This window comes from Cellulosimicrobium sp. CpK407, assembly GCF_051844275.1.
Lineage (GTDB): Bacteria > Actinomycetota > Actinomycetes > Actinomycetales > Cellulomonadaceae > Cellulosimicrobium > Cellulosimicrobium cellulans_G.
The window spans coordinates 15,259-32,204 of the sequence record NZ_JBGNYC010000054.1 but is presented as its reverse complement, the minus strand read 5'-3'; the positions used below and the strand labels follow the sequence as shown (position 1 = coordinate 32,204).

Sequence of the window (16,946 nt, the reverse complement as noted above, 5' to 3'; positions counted from 1 at the left end):
GGGACGGGGCCACCACCGAAGGAGAACGGTCCCGTGACCGACGTCGTCCCTGCCGTCCCGACGGCACCCCTCGGCAGCCCGGACCCGGGCGCCGCCGCCGCGCCGACCCCACGCCCGGCACCCCCGCAGATGCCCACCGTCTCCGAGCGCGTGCGTGCGCTCCACGCGCGCATGACCCTCGACGAGAAGCTCGCCCAGCTCGTGGGCTACTGGCTCGACCAGAACGGCACCGTCGCCCCGATGCAGTCGGAGATGACGGCGGGCCAGGCGGACGGCGGCCGGCTCGCGGAGATCACGCGGCACGGCATGGGGCACTACACGCGCGTCTACGGCACGCGGCCCGTCGAGCCCGCGGAGCGCGCGGCGTGGCTGTGGGCGGAGCAGCGCCGCCTCAAGGAGGAGACCCGGCTGGGCATCCCCGCGATCGTGCACGAGGAGTGCCTCACGGGCCTCGCCGCGTGGCGGGCCGCGACGTACCCGACGCCCCTCGCGTGGGGAGCGTCGTTCGACCCGGCGCTGGTCGAGGAGATGGCGCGCGAGGTCGGGGAGTCGATGCGCGCGCTCGGCGTGCACCAGGGCCTCGCGCCCGTGCTCGACGTCGTGCGCGACCCGCGCTGGGGCCGCGTCGACGAGTGTGTGGGCGAGGACCCGTACCTCGTGGGCACCGTCGGCACGGCGTACGTGCGCGGCCTCCAGGACGCGGGCGTGCACGCGACGCTCAAGCACTTCGTCGGGTACTCGGGCTCGCGCGCCGGGCGCAACCACGCGCCGGTGAGCGCGGGACCGCGCGAGCTCGCCGACGTCTACCTCCCGCCGTTCGAGATGGCCGTGCGCGACGGCGGCGCCCGGTCGGTCATGGCGTCCTACGTCGACGTCGACGGCGTGCCCCTGCACGGCAGCTCGGAGTACCTCACCGAGATCCTGCGCGAGCGCTGGGGGTTCGACGGCGTCGTCGTCGCCGACTACTTCGGCGTCGCGTTCCTGGAGGTCATGCACCGCGTCGCGGCGGACCGCGGCGAGGCCGCCGCGCAGGCGCTCGAGGCGGGCCTCGACGTCGAGCTCCCCACGGGCGACGCCTACCTCGCCCCGCTCGCCGAGCGCGTGCGGTCCGGCGCGCTCGACGAGGCGTGGGTCGACCGCGCGGTGCTGCGTGTGCTCGACCAGAAGGAGGAGCTGGGTCTCCTGGACCCGGCCGCCTACGCCGACGAGCCGCCGACGACCGTCGACCTCGACACCCCGCGGCAGCGCGCGACCGCACGCCGCCTCGCGCAGGAGTCGCTCGTGCTGCTCGCGAACGACGGCGTGCTGCCGCTCGCGCGCCGCGACAGCGCTGACGGTGCGACGACCGCCCCGGGGCGCGTCGCCGTCGTCGGGCCGAACGCGGACTCGTCCGAGGCGCTCATGGGCTGCTACTCGTTCGTCAACCACGTGCTCGCGCACCACCCCGGCACCCCGGCGGGCATCGCGCTGCCGACGGTCCTGGAGTCGCTGCGCGACGCCCTCCCCGGCACCGACGTGACGCACGCCGTCGGCTGCACGGTGGACGGTCTCGACACCTCGGGGATCGCGGAGGCGGTCGCCGTCGCGCGGGACGCGGACGTCGCGGTCGTCGTCGTGGGCGACGAGGCCGGACTGTTCGGGCGCGGCACGGTCGGCGAGGGCAACGACGTCGAGTCGCTCGAGCTCCCGGGCGTGCAGCGGCGGCTCGTCGAGGAGGTCGTCGCGACGGGCACCCCCGTCGTGCTCGTGCTGCTCACGGGCCGCCCGTACGCGATCGGCTGGGCGTTCGGGGACCACGCGGGGACGGACGGTGCGGCGTCCGGCCACCCGGCCGCCGTCGTGCAGGGCTTCTTCCCGGGCGAGGAGGGCGGCCGCGCGGTGGCCGACGTGCTCGTGGGCGCCGTGAACCCCTCGGGCCGCCTGCCCGTGTCGCTGCCGCGCGCGGGCGGCGCGGAGCCGTTCTCCTACCTGCACCCCGTGCTCGGCGGGCCGTCGGACGTGACGTCCGCGGACCCGACGCCCGTGCGGCCGTTCGGGTTCGGGCTGTCGTACACGCAGTTCGCGTACGCGGACCTGGCGGTCGACACGAGCGTCGCCGCGGGCGGGACGTTCGCGGCCTCGGTGACCGTGACGAACGCCGGCGCCGTCGCGGGGACGGACGTCGTGCAGCTCTACGCGCGCGACGTCGTCGGGTCGGTCCCGCGGCCCGTCGCGCAGCTCCTCGGGTACGCGCGCGTCGACCTCGCCGCGGGCGAGTCGCGCCGCGTGACGTTCCGCGTCCCGACGACGCGGCTCGCGTTCTCCGACCGCCGCCTCGTGCGCGTGGTCGAGCCGGGCGACGTCGAGGTGTGGGTCGGCGCGCACGCCGGCGCGGTCGACGCCGCCCCCGGCACCGGGGACCTCGGCTCGACGACCGGGGGCGCGATCGTCAACGAGTCCGCGCCGGCCGAGCGGCGGGTCGTGCCCGGCGCGGCGACGCCGCGCGCGACGCTCGCCGTGACCGGGACCGTGCACGAGGTCACGGCCGCGGACGAGCGGCTCGTCGCCGTCGAGGTCTCCGGACCGGTCGAGGCGGGGGAGCGCCCCGCATGACGCTCGTCCCGAACCCGATCCTGCCCGGGTGCAACCCCGACCCGTCGGTCTGCCGCGTCGGCGACGACTTCTACCTCGTCACGTCCACGTTCGAGTACCTGCCCGGCCTGCCGGTGCTGCGCAGCCGCGACCTCGCGACGTGGGAGCACGTCGGGGACGTCGTCGACCGGTCCGGGCAGCTCGACTACGACGGCATCCGGTCGTCGGGCGGCCTGTTCGCCCCGACGCTGCGCCACCACGACGGCACGTTCTGGCTCGTGTGCACGCTCGTGGACCCGGACGACGACTCCCGCGGCGGCAACTTCGTCATGACGGCGACCGACCCGGCCGGGCCGTGGTCCGACCCGGTGTGGCTGCGCGACGAGGACGGCGAGCGGGTCGCGGGGATCGACCCGTCGATCTTCTTCGACGACGACGGCCGCGTCTGGCTGCACGGCACGCGGCTCGCGACCGAGCCGGAGTGGTTCCACCAGACCGAGGTCTGGGTGCGCGAGCTCGACCCCGCGACGTGCACGCTCGTGGGTCCCGAGCACGTCGTGTGGACGGGGGCCGTGCGCGGCGCCGTGTGGGCCGAGGGCCCGCACCTGTACAAGGTCGACGGCACCTACTACCTGCTCGCGGCAGAGGGCGGGACGGACTTCCACCACGCGGTGTCCGTCGCACGGGCGTCGTCGGTCACGGGGCCGTACGAGGGCAACAAGGCCAACCCGGTGCTCACGCACCGCCACCTCGGGCGCGGCGTGGACGTCGTCGGCGTGGGCCACGCCGACCTCGTCGAGGCGCCCGACGGCTCGTGGTGGGCCGTGCTGCTCGCGATGCGCGTCGACGGCGGCTACCACTACCCGCTCGGCCGCGAGACGTTCCTCGTCCCCGTCGTGTGGGAGGACGGCTGGCCCGTCCTCGCGCCCGGCGAGGGCCGCGTGCCCGACGCCGTCGAGGTCCCGTTCGCGAGCCCGGCGCCCCGGACGGCGGTCCAGGGCGGGGCGAGCGGCGTCGTCCGCCCCGACGACCCGCGCTGGACGGCGGTGCGCGCCCTGCCGCGCGACGTCGCGACCCCGGCGGGCGAGGGCTGGGACCTCCCGGTGCGCCCGACGACGCTCGCCGAGCCGGGCGCGCCCGCGTTCCTCGGCGTGCGCCAGCAGCACCGCGACGTCGACGTGACGGTCACCGTGCAGGTCCCGGCCGTGGCGGGGGAGCGCGCGGGCGTCGTCGTGCGCCAGTCCGAGGACGACCACGTGCGGCTCCTCGTCGACGGCGGCCCGGGGGACGAGCGGCGCGTCGTCGCGGTGCACCGGCGCGGCGGCGCGGACGCGGTGGTCGGGGAGACGACGGTGGCCGCCGCCCCCGGGGAGCCGGTCGTCGTCGGGCTGCGCGTGCGCGGGCAGGACTACGGGCTCGTCGTCGGCCCGGCGGGTGCACCCGAGCCGCTCGCGACCGTGGACGGCCGCACCCTCGACAGCGCCGCGACCGGAGGGTTCCTCGGGCTGTGGCTGGGCGTGCACGCGACGAGCGAGGGACGGCCCTCGACGTCCGTCGTCCGGGTCGAGCGGTTCGTCTACGCACCGGTCGGCTGAGGGGTCCGCTCCGCGCGCGGCGTCCCGGCGGGCGATACCGTCGGGGCATGTCGAGCGCACGGACACGGGTCGAGGAGGACCTGCTGGGACCCCTCGAGGTCCCGGCGGACGCGTACTACGGGGTCCACACCGTCCGGGCCGTGGAGAACTTCCGCATCTCGGGGACGACCGTCAGCGACGTCCCCGAGATGGTCCGCGGCATGGTGATGGTCAAGAAGGCGTCGGCGCTCGCGAACCGCGAGCTGCGCACGATCCAGCGCGACGTCGCGGACGCGATCGTCGCCGCGTGCGACGCGATCCTCGACGACGGGCGGTGCCTCGACCAGTTTCCGGTGGACGTGTTCCAGGGCGGCGCGGGCACGAGCGTCAACATGAACACCAACGAGGTCGTGGCCAACCTCGCGCTCGAGCTCTCCGGGTTCGAGAAGGGCCGCTACGACGTCATCAACCCGAACGACCACGTGAACCGCTCGCAGTCGACCAACGACGCGTACCCCACGGGGTTCCGCCTCGCCGTGCACCAGCTCGTCCGGCGGCTGCAGGACGAGGTGCTGCTGCTCGAGCGCGCGTTCGACGAGAAGGCGTCCGAGTTCGCCGACGTCCTCAAGATGGGCCGCACGCAGCTCCAGGACGCGGTGCCCATGAGCCTCGGCCAGGAGTTCGCGGGGTTCGCCGTGAACGTGGGCGAGGAGGTCCGGCGTCTCGAGGTCGCCGGCGAGCTGCTGCTCGAGGTCAACCTCGGCGCGACCGCGATCGGGACCGGACTCAACACCCCGCCCGGATACCCCAAGGTCGCGACGCGCCGCCTCGCCGAGGTGAGCGGGCTGCCCACGGTGCCGGCCGAGAACCTCGTGGAGGCGACGTACGACAACGGCGCCTACCTCGCCGTGCACTCCGCGCTCAAGCGGCTCGCGGCCAAGCTCTCGAAGATCTGCAACGACCTGCGCCTGCTGTCGTCCGGGCCGCGCGCCGGCCTCGGGGAGATCAACCTGCCCGAGCTCCAGGCCGGGTCGTCGATCATGCCCGCCAAGGTGAACCCGGTGATCCCCGAGGTCGTCAACCAGGTGTGCTTCAAGGTCATGGGCAACGACGTGACGATCACGCACGCGGCCGAGGCCGGGCAGCTCCAGCTCAACGTCATGGAGCCCGGGCTCGCGCAGTCGATGTTCGAGTCGCTGCACCTGCTGACCAACGCGTGCGTCGCGCTGCGCACCAAGTGCGTCACGGGCATCACGGCGAACGTCGAGGTGTGCCGCCGCCACGTGCTGGACTCGATCGGGATCGTCACCTACCTCAACGAGATCATCGGGCACCGCAACGGCGACCTCGTGGGTGCCGAGGCCGCCCGGACCGGCGCCTCGGTGCGCGACGTCGTCGTGGCGCGCGGCCTGCTCACGCCGGAGGAGGTGGACGCGGTGCTCACGACCGAGAACTTCCTCCGCCCGCGCTACACCGGCCGCTACTACGCCCCCGACGAGCGCGGCCTGCCGGCCGTGGGCGAGGAGGGCGAGTCGTCGCGCATCGTGGAATCGGACGACGCACTGGGCGCCCCGTCCGACCCGGAACCCGAAGACTGACGCCGAGGTCGACCCGTCCGGCGCCAGGTCGACCTCCTGAGGGTCGATCTCGGACGCTCGGGTCGATCTCGGGGCGGAGCGGCCTCATCCCCGGACGAGACGGGCGATCTCCGCGCCGTCCGGGCCGACGAGCACCAGCCGGCCGCCGTCCAGGCCGGCACGGGCGGACGCGGCGACGTAGCCCGGGACGCTCTCGCCCTCGCACCACATCAGGGTCTGGAGACCGGAGGTGGCGAGCAGCCGACCGCCGTCGTCCAGGGCCCACGCGCCCCCGCTGCCGTTGCACCCGTCGGAGCCCGACCACGTCCCGTCCTCGTGGAAGACGACGTGGGGGTCGGTGGCGGCGCGTGCGACCGGCTCCCAGCGCCCGACGACGTCCCGGACGGAGGCGGGTGCGAGGCCGTCGGGCAGCGGTGCGGGCGGCTCGAACGCCGCGCGCACGTCGTCGGTCACGTCCGGCGCCTGCGCGAGCTGCTCCGCGGCGTCGGGGATCGGCGCCGGGGCGCCGTCGACCCGCAGGCCGGCGACGACGTCGCCGTCCGCGTCGAGGAGCCGCCAGCCCTCGCCGTCGGGCTCGTACGCGACCACCGAGCGGAGCCACGGCGCCTCGGGGATCCCGGCCGTGCCGCACGCCCCGGCGGCGGCGTACGGGTCGGAGGCGACGAAGGTCCGGCCGGCCGCGTCCCAGCCGCCCTCCACGTACGCACCGCAGTCGCCCCACAGCGTGTACCGCCCGGCATCGAGCCGCAGCCACGTGTCGGGGCCCTCGCCGTCCGCCCCCGAGACCCGCCACATCCCGACGAGCGCGACCGGGTCCGAACCGACCTCGCCGTCACCCGGGCTGCCGACGGTCCCGTCGTCGGGGACGGTGCAGGCCGCGGCGAGGACGGACACCAGGAACGTCAGGACGACGGCGCGCGGCACCCGTGGGCGCCCGGGCTCGTGTCCGTCCATGCCCCGATCCTGTCTCCGGCGCCGGGTTTCTTGCAGCCGGTGCGGCATCCCCGGACCGACGCCGTCACGACGCCGCGAGCGCGCGCACCGTGCGCTCGATCGCGGGGCGCAGGTCGAGGCCGGGGTCGACGGTGAGGCGGTGCAGGAGCAGCCCGTCGCCGAGGGCCATGAGCGCCCGGGTCGCCGGGACGGGGTCGGCGATGCCGACGGCGGCCACGATCCGCTCGGTCCACCGCTCGAACGTGCGGCGCTGGCGTCGGAGGGGCTCACCGAGCTCGGGGTCGTCGGCGAGCTCGAGGAAGAGGGCGTAGCGCGCCCGGGTGCGCGACGCGAACGGACCGGACTGTGCCTCGGTCATGGCGCACAGACCGTCGACCAGGTCGTCGACGCTCGTGATCTGCGGCATCGCGGTCACGTCGAGGTCGGCGCGCTCCTGCTCGGCGATCCGGTCGACCACGCCGGCGAGGAGCGCGCGCCGGGTGCGGAACCAGTTCGACGTCGACCCGGGCGGGAGACCGGCCCGCTGGTCGACCCGCGCGTGGCTCAGCGCGCGCACGCCGTCCGCACCGAGCACCTCCACGGCCGCGTCGAGCGCTCGTTCCCGGGTGGCTGCGGCCATGGACTCCCTCTCTCGACCGATCTACTATGAACATAGTAGTCGCTCGCCCGAAGGAGCTCGCCATGACTACGCCTCAGCCCCGCACCACCCGCCCCGCCGACGCCCGGGCATGGTCCCCGCCGCTCCCGGAGGCGCCGGGCTTCGACCACCTCGTCGTGGAGACGCCCGGCCTGCGCACCCACGTCGCGACCGTCGGTACCGGCGACCCGGTCGTGCTGCTGCACGGCTTCCCCGAGCACTGGTGGCAGTGGCGCGACGTCGCGCCCGTCCTCGCCGCCGCGGGCTACCGCGTCCTGTGTCCCGACCTGCGCGGCGCGGGCTGGACCACGGCCGACGACGCGCACGTCGAGCGCGAGACCCGGCTCCGCGACCTGCTCGCCCTCCTCGACGCGCTCGACGTCGACCGAGCCCACCTCGTCTCGCACGACATGGGCGCGATCACGGCGATGCAGCTCTGCTACGAGCACCCCGACCGGGTCCGCGCGGCCGTCGAGCTCTCGGTGCCACCGGGCTTCATGCGTCCCAGCCCTCGACTGCTCCCCGGGTTCCGGCACCTGCCCGCCCTGGTCTGGCACCGTCGGGGCGCGTCGCTGCGGGGCATCTTCTCCAGCGCGTACGTCGCCCACCCGCTGTCGGAGGACGACGTCGACGCCCACCTCGCCCCGATGGGTCGGACGGAGGTCGACGCCGCCGTGCGTCCGCTCGTGCGGCACATGGTGCTGCCGGAGGCCACGCGCATGATGCGGGGCGTCTACCGTCGCCGTCGGCTCACGGTGCCGACCCTCTTCGTCTTCGGCCGCCGCGACCGGCCGTGGACCGAGGAGCTCATGGGACAGGTCTGCCGTGCGCCGGAGCGGCACGCGGACCGGGCCGAGCTCGCCTTCGTCGACGACGCCGCGCACTTCATCACCGACGACGCGCCCGCCGCCGTGGCCGCCCTCTCGCGCGACTGGTTCGATCGCGCGGCGTGACGTCTACGCCGTCGGTGTCGGCAGATCGACCCGTGCGTCCGAGATCGACCCTCGGGAGGTCGATCTGGCGACGGGCGGGGCCGATCTCGCTGTCATGAGCGGACGCGTACCGCGCGGAGGGTGATGCCTGTCGCCAGCACCAGCGCTCCCGCGGCGACGCTCGGGAGGGGGAGCGTGGCGACCAGCGCGACGCAGCCGAGCGCGCCGAGCACCTGGAGCGCGCGCGGGTACAGCCGGTGCGGGGCGGTCTGGCGCAGCGCCGAGAGGTTCGCCACGAGGTAGTAGACGAGCACCCCGAACGACGAGAACCCGATCGCGCCCCGCAGGTCCGTCGTCAGCACGAGCACCACGACGACCGCTCCGACCGCGAGCTCGGCCCGGTGCGGCACCCGGTGCAGGGGGTGCACGGCCGCGAACCACCCGGGCAGGTCGCCCGTGCGCGCCATCGCGAGGCCCGTCCGGCTCACGCCGGCGAGCAGGGCGAGGAGGGCACCGGCGCTCGCGGCGACGGCGCCGACGCTCACGACCGGGCCGGCCCACGTCCACGACCCGGCGGCGACCGCGTCGGCGAGCGGCGCCGCGGAGGCCGCGAGCCCGTCCGGGCCGAGCACCGCGAGCAGGACCACCGCGACCACGGCGTAGAGCACGACGACGGCCCCGAGCGACACGAGGACCGCGCGCGGGATCGTGCGGCGCGGGTCGCGCACCTCCTCGCCGAGGGTCGCGACGCGCGCGTACCCCGCGAACGCGAAGAACAGCAGGCCCGCGGACTGGAGGACGCCGTACCCCCCGCCGTGCGCGCCGTCGGGGTCGAGCACGGCCGACCAGCGCGGCGCGGTGCCCGCGAGGCTCGCGACGACGGCCGTCGTGATAGCGAGGAGCGCCACCGCGACGATCGCCCGGGCGAGGCGCGCCGTCCGCGTCACGCCCCGGTAGCCCACGGCCGTGAGCAGCACGACGGCCGCGGCGGCCACGGGCCGCTCCCACCCGGGAGGGGCCGCGTAGGCGGCGAGCACGAGCGCCATGGCCGCGCAGCTCGCCGTCTTCCCGACGACGAACCCCCACCCGGCGAGGTAGCCCCACCACGGGCCGAGGTGCTCGCGCCCGTACACGTACGTGCCGCCCGAGGTGGGGTGCTGCGCCGCGAGCTGCGCGGACGACGTCGCGTTCGCGTACGCGACGACCGCCGCCAGCGCCAGCCCGACGAGCAGCCCGGTCCCCGCTGCGGCGGCCGCGGGGGCGAACGCGGAGAACACGCCCGCCCCCACCATGGACGCGAGCCCGACGACGACGGCGTCCGTCGTGCCGAGGCGGCGTGCGAGCGAGGGCTGGCCCGGTGCGGTGGTCACCCGGACAGCGTGCCAGGGCAAGGTGTCCGGCAGGTGTCGACGCTCGTCCCGGGGAGTGGTCGGGACGGGCGCCGGCGAGCGGGTACAGTTCCCGCCGGAGTCCCGTTCCCGGTCGTCGTCGACCGGCCCCGTCGCACGGGGAGACGGGCTGTCGCTACGGCGAGGACGGCGGTGCAGGGGTGGTCGCAGGGCGGGTGCGTCGCGCGCGGTGGACGGCGCGCGCGGGGTCGGGGGTCGCGCTCGTGTGCGCGGTCCTCCTCGGCGTTCCGACGGTCGCGACCGCGGACCCGGGTGACGGGCTGTCGGAGACGTCCCGCACCCGGTACGAGGTCGACGGGTCGGGCCCGGTCCGCGTGACGGTCACGACGACGATCCGCAACGAGCAGCCCGCCAGCGGGATGTACGTCTACTACTGGGACGCGTACGGGATCCCCGTGCCGGCGAGCGCGACCGACGTCACCGCCACGAGCGGCGGGACCACGCTCCCGGTCACCTTCGAGCCGACCGAGGACCCCTCGACCCGCATCGCCGGGGTGTCGTTCTCCCCGCTGAACTACGGTCGCGAGCGGACCGTCGAGTGGTCCTACACGATCACGGGCGAGCCGATCCGCTCCGAGGGGTACACGCGCGTCGGGCCCGGCTACGCGACGTTCGCCGTGAACGCGGCGGGCGACCCGGGGCAGGTCACCGTCGAGATCGCCACCCCGACGTCGATGGACTTCGACAGCACGTGGGACGGCTTCGAGCCGATCCTCGACGGGGAGACCCGCACCCACCGCGCGACCGAGAGCACGGACGACTACGGCACCTGGGCGTTCGTCTCGCTGCGCGACCCCGCGCAGGCCGACGAGACGAGCGTCGACGTCGGCGGCAACGAGCTCGTGCTGGAGAGCTTCCCGGGCGACACCGAGTGGAGCGGCTTCGTCGAGGAGCAGGTGGTGGCCGGCATGCCCGTGCTGGAGCGCGCGGTGGGCATGCCGTGGCCGGGCAGCCTGGAGCGCATCCGCGAGGACGTGTCGCCCGGGGTGCTCGGGTACGCGTGGTTCGACTCGGCCTCCTGGGAGATCGTCATCCCCGAGGACCTGGACGCCGGGCTCCTGTTCCACGAGCTCTCGCACGCATGGCTCGCGGGCGACCGGTTCGCGGACCGCTGGGTGTACGAGGGCCTGGCCGAGGTCGTCGGGCAGCGCGTCGCCGCCGAGACCGGCGGCCCCGCGGAGCAGCGCCCCGCGCCCGCGCGCGACGCGGCGGACGCCCTGCCGCTCGCCACGTGGCAGGAGGTGGACCTCGACGACGGCGGGGGCGCCGCCGAGGAGTACGCCTACGCCGCCGCGTGGACCGCGATGTCGGAGCTCGTCGGCGGCCTGGACGAGGACGCCCTCGGCGGGCTCGTCGCGGCGGCGTACGCGGGCGAGAGCGCCTACGACGAGCCCGGCGCCCTCGACCACCCGGGCGTGACCGACGGCCGTCGTCTCCTCGACCTCGTCGAGGTGCGCGGCGGGGTGACGGGCGCCGAGGCGACGTACCGGACGTGGGTCGCCGACGACGCCGAGGCCGCCCTGCTCGACGCGCGGGCCCCCGCCCGCGAGGCGTACGCCGTCCTCGACGAGGCGGACGGCGCGTGGTCGCCGCCCTCCGGCCTGCGCGCGGCGATGACCGACTGGGCCTTCGACGACGCCGAGGCGGCTCGCGCCGCGATCGGCACCGACGCGGCGGCGGCCGCCGGGCAGGTGCAGGAGGCCGCCCGCGCCGCGGGCCTGCCCGACCCGGCCGCCGTGCGCGAGCAGTACGAGGGCGCGGCGTCCGCCGAGGAGTACGCGGTGCTCGCGACCGTGCTGCCGCGCGCGGTCGAGGTCGTGGGGTCCGTCGGCGACGCGGTCGCCGCCGCCTCGGGCGGTGGCCCGCTCGCGGACCTCGGGCGGCTGCTCCTGGACGTCGACGGCTCCGTCGCGGACGCCCGCGCCGCCCTCGACGCCGGTCGGCTGGACGACGCCGCGACCGCGGCCGACGACGCGTCGTCCCGGGCGGCCGCCGCGCCCTGGCTCGGGACCGGCAGCGTGCTCCTCGTCGTCGCTACGCTCGCCGGCGTGGTCGTCCTGCTCGTCCGGCGCCGCGCGCGACGTCGCACCCAGCCCGAGGGCGTGCCCGCCGTCGACGGCGCCCGGCCGGACGACGGGACGCCCGCCGCTGACGCGACGCCCGTCGCCGACGTGACGCCTGCCGAGGGCGCGCCGACCGGGGGCGACGAGCCGACGTCGGGCGAGGAGCGGTCGCCGGGTCAGCGGCCGAGCGCGCCGTCGGAGCGCGCGACGAGCGTGCCGTCCACGTAGGCCAGGACGGGCTGGGGGCGGAACCCCGCGAAGAGCACCTCGCGGTGCTTCTCGATGTGCACGTGGTGGCGTTCGTGCGTGCCGACCCAGAACTCGTAGACCTTGACGCGCGAGACGGAGAACATCCGCACCTGGTCCACGACGCTCCAACCGTCGACCGTGATCGTCAGGCGACCCCAGAACTGGTCCCACGAGAAGACGACGAGATGGCGCTCGTGCTGCCCGACGGCGAACGTCATCTGCATGCCTGGATGCTAGCGACTCGCCGCATCGTGCCGGTGACGGGCCGAGACGTGAGAAGTGGCCCCCCGGGTCGCGCTCCGAGGGGCCACGTCTCACGTCTCGTCCGAGGACGGCGCGGCTACGGCATGCTCGCCAGGTGGGCGTCCACCGAGGTCGCGAAGGCGTACCCGTTGCTCGCGTCCCAGTTGATCGACCAGGTCATCGCCCCACGGATGTCCGGCCAGCGCGCGGGCGGCACGAAGCTCCCGCAGCGGGTGCCCGCGGCGAGGCAGCTCAGCGCGTCGTTCACGACCGACGGGTTCACGTACCCGCCGCCCGCCGCCTGGGTGGTGGCCGGCAGGCCGAGCGCGACCTGGTCGGGCCGCAGCGCGCTCTGGAGCTGGATGCACGACAGCGCGGTGAGGAAGTTCACCGTGCCCTGCCCGTACGCCTGCATCTGGTCGCAGCCGAGCATGGTGCCCGAGTTGTAGTACTGCGTGTGGACGATCGTGAGGATGTCCTTGATGTCGAGCGCGAGCCGGAAGTAGGAGCTGCCCGTCGACTGCATGTCGATGGTCTGCGGCGCCATCGTGATGATGAGGTCCGGCCCGACCGCCGCCCGGACCTGGCGCAGCGCCTGGGCCATGTACGTCGGGTCGACCCCGTTCTCGAGGTCGATGTCGACGCCGTCGAACCCGTAGGCGTCGATGAGCCCGATCACGCTGGTCGCGAAGGCCGACGCCGCGGCCGCGCTGCCGACCGACACCGTGCCCTTCTCGCCGCCCACGGACAGGATCACGTGCTGGCCGCGGGAGTGCAGCGTCGCGACGTCGGCCTTGAGCTGGTCGTTCGTGTAGCCGCCCAGCGCGGCGGACAGGCCGGGGTCGACGCCGAACGTGACGGCGCCGGGCGTGCTCGGGACGGCGTCCGCGAACGCGACCGCGACGAGGTCGTAGGACGTCGGGACCGCCGACAGCCGCAGCGGCGTGGCCCCGTTGACGAAGTTCTGCCAGTAGCCCGTGAGCAGGTGCTTCGGCAGGGCGCCGGTCTGGCAGCCGCTGGTCGAGCCCGTCACGGTGGCGGCCGGGGACTCGCCCGTCGCGTTGTAGGCGCGCACCGTGTAGGTGTGGCTCGAGCAGGCCGCGAGGCCGGTCAGCGTCGCGCTCGTCCCGGTGACGGTCGCCCGCAGGGCCGTCCCCTCGTAGACGCGGTACCCCGTGACGCTCCCGGTCGAGGCCGTCCAGGCGAGGCCGAGCGAGGTGTCGGCGGTCTTCGCGACGCGCAGCCCGGTGGGCGCGCCGGGGACGCCGGTCCCGCACCCGGCGGTCGTGACGGTGACGCTCCCGGAGCGGGGCGACTCGCCCGCCGTGTTGTAGGCCGCGACCGAGTACGTGTGCGGGGTGCACGCGGCGAGCCCGGACAGGGTGGCGGACGTGCCCGTGGCCGTCGCCACGACCGTGCTGCCCTCGTAGACGCGGTAGCCCGTCACGGTGCCGGACGACGCGCCCCACGAGAGGGCGGCCGACGTCGAGGTGACCGTCCCGGCGACGGGGGTGCCCGGCGTGCCCGGGACGACGGGCGGAGGGCCGCCCGCGCCCTGGAGCGAGACGTCGTCCGCCTGGTAGGCGCCCGTGCCGTACCAGCCGTGCAGGTAGACCTGCGTCGTGCTGCCCGCGGCGGTGAACGTGACCGTGAGGCGGGTCCAGTCGGTCGCGCTCGGGGTCCAGGTCGAGGTGCCGCCCTCGACTCCGAGGTAGACGTAGCTGCCGCGCACCCAGGCGGAGAGGGTGTACTGCGTGCCGGCGACGGTCGGGACGGACTGCGTGCAGCGCGCGTTGTCGAGACCCGAGGGGGTCCCCTGCAGCGCCTTGGTCCCCGTGCGCACGGGGGTGGAGACGGCGGCCCCGGACGAACCCGAGCAGGTCCAGGGGCTGAGCGTGCCCGACTCGAAGCCCCCGTTGACCAGCACCTCCTCGGCGGAGGCGGGGGCGGCGGTCAGGGCGACGCTGGTGACGAGGGCCACGGCCAGTGCCGCGGCGGCGGTGCGAAGTCTGTTCATGTCTGCTCCGTTGCAGGTCGAATCAAACTCTCAGGGAACTTAACGATGCACTCCTTATGAACCCGCACCGGGCAGCGGTTCGTCAAGGGCGGCGCGCGGTGGGCGCCGAGACCTGGGGGACAATGGGTGGCAGCACTGCCTGCCAAGACGAGGAGTACTCCGTGCCCCAGGGAACTGTCCGATGGTTCGACGCCGACCGAGGGTTCGGCTTCATCGACCTCGGGAACGAGGCGGAGGACCTGTTCGTCCACGCGTCCGAGATCGTCGGCGACGACGGACCGAAGCAGCTCCGCGAGGGGCAGGCCGTCGAGTTCGAGGTGGGCGAGGGCGACCGCGGCCCGCAGGCGCGCCGCGTCCGCGTCACGGGTGACCGGGCTGCCGACGCGCCCCTGGGCGTGCTCGGCACCGTCGCGTGGTACGAGCCGAGCAAGGGGTACGGCTTCGTGACGCCCGACGGCGGCAGCGCCGAGATCTTCCTGCACAGCTCCGCGATCGTCGGGGGCGGCGTGGTCTCGGAGGGGCAGCGGGTCGCGTTCCTCGTCGTCGAGGGGGAGAAGGGTCCGCAGGCCGACCACCTGCTGCCGCTCGGGGCGGAGGCCGCGCGTCCGGCGTCCGACGGCGCGGACGGCACGGTGTCCTGGTACGACGACGTCAAGGGCTTCGGCTTCGTCGTCCCCGACGGCGGTGGCGACGACGTCTTCGTCCACGTCAGCGCGCTCGGCCACGGCCTGTCCGAGCTCGCCGAGGGCGCGCGCGTGACGTACGACGTCGTCGCGGGGGACAAGGGGCCCAACGCCCGCAACGTGCAGCTCGTGCGCGGCTCCGGCGGCGCGCGCCCGTCCGCCGACCGCGGTCGCCCCGATCGGTCGGGGCGCTCGGACCGCTCCGGTCGTCCGGGCGGGTCCGGCAGGCCGGTGCGCGGGGGCGAGGGCACCGTCGCGCGCTACGACGCGGACCGTGGCTTCGGGTTCATCACGCCCGACGCCGGGGGCGAGGACCTGTTCGTGCACGTGTCGGTCGTCCGGGGCGACGAGGTCCTGGAGGAGGGCGACCGCGTCCGGTTCGCGGTGCGCCAGAGCGACCGGGGCCCGCAGGCCGACCGCGTCGAGCTGCTGTGAGCGCGGGTGGGGTCGGTGCCCGGCGCGCCGACCCCACCCCGTCCGGCAGCCGACGTCGGGCCTGAGCGGCCCGAGCGGCCTCGCCGCGCGAGAGCCGTCGCCCGTCGTCGACGATATGCCCTGGAAGACCGCGGGCGCCGTCCCTAGGGTCGTCGGATGAACGCCCAGGAGATCCGCGCGGCCTATCTCGAGTTCTTCGCCTCCCGGGGGCACGCCGTGATCGAGCGAGCGCCCCTGGTGCTCCGCGACGACCCGACGACGCTGTTCACGGGCGCGGGGATGCAGCCGCTGATGCCCTACCTGCTGGGCGTGCGGGAGCACGACGCGGGGCGTCTCCTGGTCGACTCGCAGCCGTGCGTGCGGGCGCAGGACATCGACGAGGTCGGGGACCGGCGGCACACGACCTTCTTCGAGATGCTGGGCAACTGGAGCCTGGGGTCTGCCGACGTGGAGCAGCAGATCCGGTGGTTCGCCGACTTCCTCGCGCAGGTCGGCGTCGACCTCGAGCGGCTGTACGTCACGTGCTTCCGAGGGTCGCCCGAGCACGGGATCCCGCGTGACGACGCGGCGGCTCGCGCCTGGGTCACGGTGTTCGCCGAGCACGGGATCGAGGCGCCGCTCGTGGACGTGGGTTCCCGCGCGGACGGCGACCGCGACGGGACGCGCGGCGGTCGCGTCTTCTTCTACGACGCCGAGGAGAACTGGTGGAGCCGGGGAGGCGGCCTGGAGGGCACGCCGGTGGGAGACCCGTGCGGGCCCGACTCGGAGGTCTTCTACGACCTCGGCCCCGAGCACCACGACCCGGCGGCCGGTGAGCCCCATCCCGCGAGCGACGGGGGCCGGTTCGTCGAGATCGGCAACCAGGTGTTCATGCGCTACCGCCGGACCACCGAGGGCTTCGTCCCCCTCGACGACCCGAGCATCGACTTCGGGGGCGGGCTCGAGCGCATCGCCGCGGCCGCCCTGGCGACCGCCGACGTGTTCGACGTGAGCCTCCTGCGCCCGCTGGTGGACCGGCTCGAGTCGCTCAGCGGTCGCGCGTACGAGGACGACCCGCGCCCGTTCCGCGTGATCGCCGACCACGTCCGGGCCGCGACGTTCCTTGCCGCCGACGGGGTGCGCCCGAGCAACAAGGCGCACGGGTACGTCCTGCGGCGGCTCGTCCCGGGCGGTCGTGCACGCCCTCCACCTCGGCCTGGACGAGCGGTTCGCCGACGACCTGGTCGCCGTCGTGGCCGAGACGTACGGCGACGGCTACCCGGGCCTGGTCGCGCAGCGCGAGGAGCTGAGCACGGTCCTGCGCGACGAGGAGTCGCGCTTCCGTCGCACGGTGCACCGCGGGCTCCGGGAGCTCGAGAAGCTCGGGGGCGCGACGGTCACCGGGGACGACCTGTTCGTGCTGGCGGACACCTGGGGCTTCCCCGTCGAGCTGTCGGTCGACGAGGTCCGGCGCCGCGACATGGCCCTCGCCCCGGACTGGCGGGAGGGCTACGCGCTGCAGCGGGAGCGCCAGCGGGCGCGCTCGCGGGCGGCCGCGACGAGCGGGGAATAGTTCGCCCTGGGTGAAGGTTGAGCCTGATG

12 protein-coding genes and 1 pseudogene are annotated in these 16,946 nt (G+C 75.1%); 8 read left to right on the top strand and 5 right to left on the bottom strand.

Features of this window, described 5'->3' with window-relative positions; translation table 11 throughout:
• Positions 1-129 precede the first annotated feature (129 nt).
• From ABWU78_RS18130 to aspA, 3 genes are read left to right on the top strand one after another with little or no spacing between them, the layout of a single operon-like run.
• A complete protein-coding gene (locus ABWU78_RS18130) occupies positions 130-2,592 on the top strand; it encodes a glycoside hydrolase family 3 N-terminal domain-containing protein (RefSeq protein WP_253054934.1) in 2,463 nt (820 codons plus the stop codon).
• A complete protein-coding gene (locus ABWU78_RS18125; protein ID WP_253054126.1) occupies positions 2,589-4,166 on the top strand; it encodes a glycoside hydrolase family 43 protein in 1,578 nt (525 codons plus the stop codon). The genes ABWU78_RS18130 and ABWU78_RS18125 overlap by 4 nt, the downstream gene beginning before the upstream one ends.
• A 47-nt stretch (positions 4,167-4,213) precedes the next feature.
• Positions 4,214-5,743 (top strand): aspartate ammonia-lyase, encoded by a 1,530-nt coding sequence (aspA, locus tag ABWU78_RS18120; protein ID WP_253054124.1) that lies wholly within the window; start codon positions 4,214-4,216, stop codon positions 5,741-5,743.
• 84 nt (positions 5,744-5,827) lie between these two features.
• On the opposite strand, the gene ABWU78_RS18115 is transcribed toward aspA, so the two are convergent.
• Positions 5,828-6,697 carry an META domain-containing protein gene (locus ABWU78_RS18115; protein ID WP_253054122.1) on the bottom strand — a complete coding sequence of 290 codons (870 nt, stop codon included), beginning with the start codon at positions 6,695-6,697 and terminating at the stop codon, positions 5,828-5,830.
• A gap of 64 nt (positions 6,698-6,761) precedes the next feature.
• Complete coding sequence (locus ABWU78_RS18110) at positions 6,762-7,316, bottom strand: TetR/AcrR family transcriptional regulator (RefSeq protein ID WP_253054120.1); 555 nt, start codon at positions 7,314-7,316, stop codon at positions 6,762-6,764.
• Positions 7,317-7,378: 62 nt separating this feature from the next.
• Between ABWU78_RS18110 and ABWU78_RS18105 the strand changes: the two genes are divergently transcribed.
• A complete protein-coding gene (locus tag ABWU78_RS18105) occupies positions 7,379-8,287 on the top strand; it encodes an alpha/beta fold hydrolase (RefSeq protein WP_253054118.1) in 909 nt (302 codons plus the stop codon).
• A 92-nt stretch (positions 8,288-8,379) separates the two neighbouring features.
• Here ABWU78_RS18105 and ABWU78_RS18100 read toward each other — a convergent pair whose 3' ends face one another.
• Entirely contained in the window at positions 8,380-9,558 is a 1,179-nt protein-coding gene (locus ABWU78_RS18100; protein WP_439159117.1) for an APC family permease, read from the bottom strand.
• A 257-nt stretch (positions 9,559-9,815) separates the two neighbouring features.
• On the opposite strand from ABWU78_RS18100, the gene ABWU78_RS18095 reads away from it, so the two are divergent.
• The gene (locus ABWU78_RS18095) at positions 9,816-11,966 is read left to right on the top strand and encodes a hypothetical protein (protein ID WP_439159116.1); all 2,151 of its coding nucleotides are present in this window, start codon (positions 9,816-9,818) and stop codon (positions 11,964-11,966) included.
• Here the strand turns inward: ABWU78_RS18095 and ABWU78_RS18090 are convergent.
• Both ABWU78_RS18090 and ABWU78_RS18085 read right to left on the bottom strand, forming a co-directional pair.
• Entirely contained in the window at positions 11,915-12,211 is a 297-nt protein-coding gene (locus ABWU78_RS18090; RefSeq protein WP_253054114.1) for a hypothetical protein, read from the bottom strand. The genes ABWU78_RS18095 and ABWU78_RS18090 overlap by 52 nt on opposite strands.
• A gap of 116 nt (positions 12,212-12,327) precedes the next feature.
• On the bottom strand, positions 12,328-14,247 hold the full coding sequence (locus ABWU78_RS18085) for a fibronectin type III domain-containing protein (protein ID WP_439159115.1): 1,920 nt from the start codon (positions 14,245-14,247) through the stop codon (positions 12,328-12,330).
• 161 nt (positions 14,248-14,408) lie between these two features.
• On the opposite strand from ABWU78_RS18085, the gene ABWU78_RS18080 reads away from it, so the two are divergent.
• From ABWU78_RS18080 to ABWU78_RS18070, 3 genes and pseudogenes are all read left to right on the top strand, one after another.
• Positions 14,409-15,365: a cold-shock protein gene (locus tag ABWU78_RS18080; protein ID WP_439159114.1), complete on the top strand. Its 957-nt coding sequence runs from the start codon at positions 14,409-14,411 to the stop codon at positions 15,363-15,365.
• Positions 15,366-15,521: 156 nt separating this feature from the next.
• A pseudogene (locus ABWU78_RS18075) lies at positions 15,522-16,517 on the top strand (alanine--tRNA ligase-related protein); the annotation flags it as partial.
• A 22-nt stretch (positions 16,518-16,539) separates the two neighbouring features.
• Positions 16,540-16,917 (top strand): alanine--tRNA ligase-related protein, encoded by a 378-nt coding sequence (locus ABWU78_RS18070; RefSeq protein WP_439159113.1) that lies wholly within the window; start codon positions 16,540-16,542, stop codon positions 16,915-16,917.
• Positions 16,918-16,946: the final 29 nt, after the last annotated feature.

Bases quoted from the DNA above. Each gene is read 5' to 3' on its own strand.
- ABWU78_RS18100 (WP_439159117.1), bottom strand. From the start codon at position 9,558: ATGGTGGGGGCGGGCGTGTTCTCCGCGTTCGCCCCCGCGGCCGCCGCA.
- ABWU78_RS18110 (WP_253054120.1), bottom strand. From the start codon at position 7,316: ATGGCCGCAGCCACCCGGGAACGAGCGCTCGACGCGGCCGTGGAGGTG.
- ABWU78_RS18130 (WP_253054934.1), top strand. From the start codon at position 130: ATGCCCACCGTCTCCGAGCGCGTGCGTGCGCTCCACGCGCGCATGACC.
- ABWU78_RS18090 (WP_253054114.1), bottom strand. From the start codon at position 12,211: ATGCAGATGACGTTCGCCGTCGGGCAGCACGAGCGCCATCTCGTCGTC.
- ABWU78_RS18115 (WP_253054122.1), bottom strand. From the start codon at position 6,697: ATGGACGGACACGAGCCCGGGCGCCCACGGGTGCCGCGCGCCGTCGTC.
- ABWU78_RS18085 (WP_439159115.1), bottom strand. From the start codon at position 14,247: ATGAACAGACTTCGCACCGCCGCCGCGGCACTGGCCGTGGCCCTCGTC.
- aspA (WP_253054124.1), top strand. From the start codon at position 4,214: ATGTCGAGCGCACGGACACGGGTCGAGGAGGACCTGCTGGGACCCCTC.
- ABWU78_RS18125 (WP_253054126.1), top strand. From the start codon at position 2,589: ATGACGCTCGTCCCGAACCCGATCCTGCCCGGGTGCAACCCCGACCCG.
- ABWU78_RS18105 (WP_253054118.1), top strand. From the start codon at position 7,379: ATGACTACGCCTCAGCCCCGCACCACCCGCCCCGCCGACGCCCGGGCA.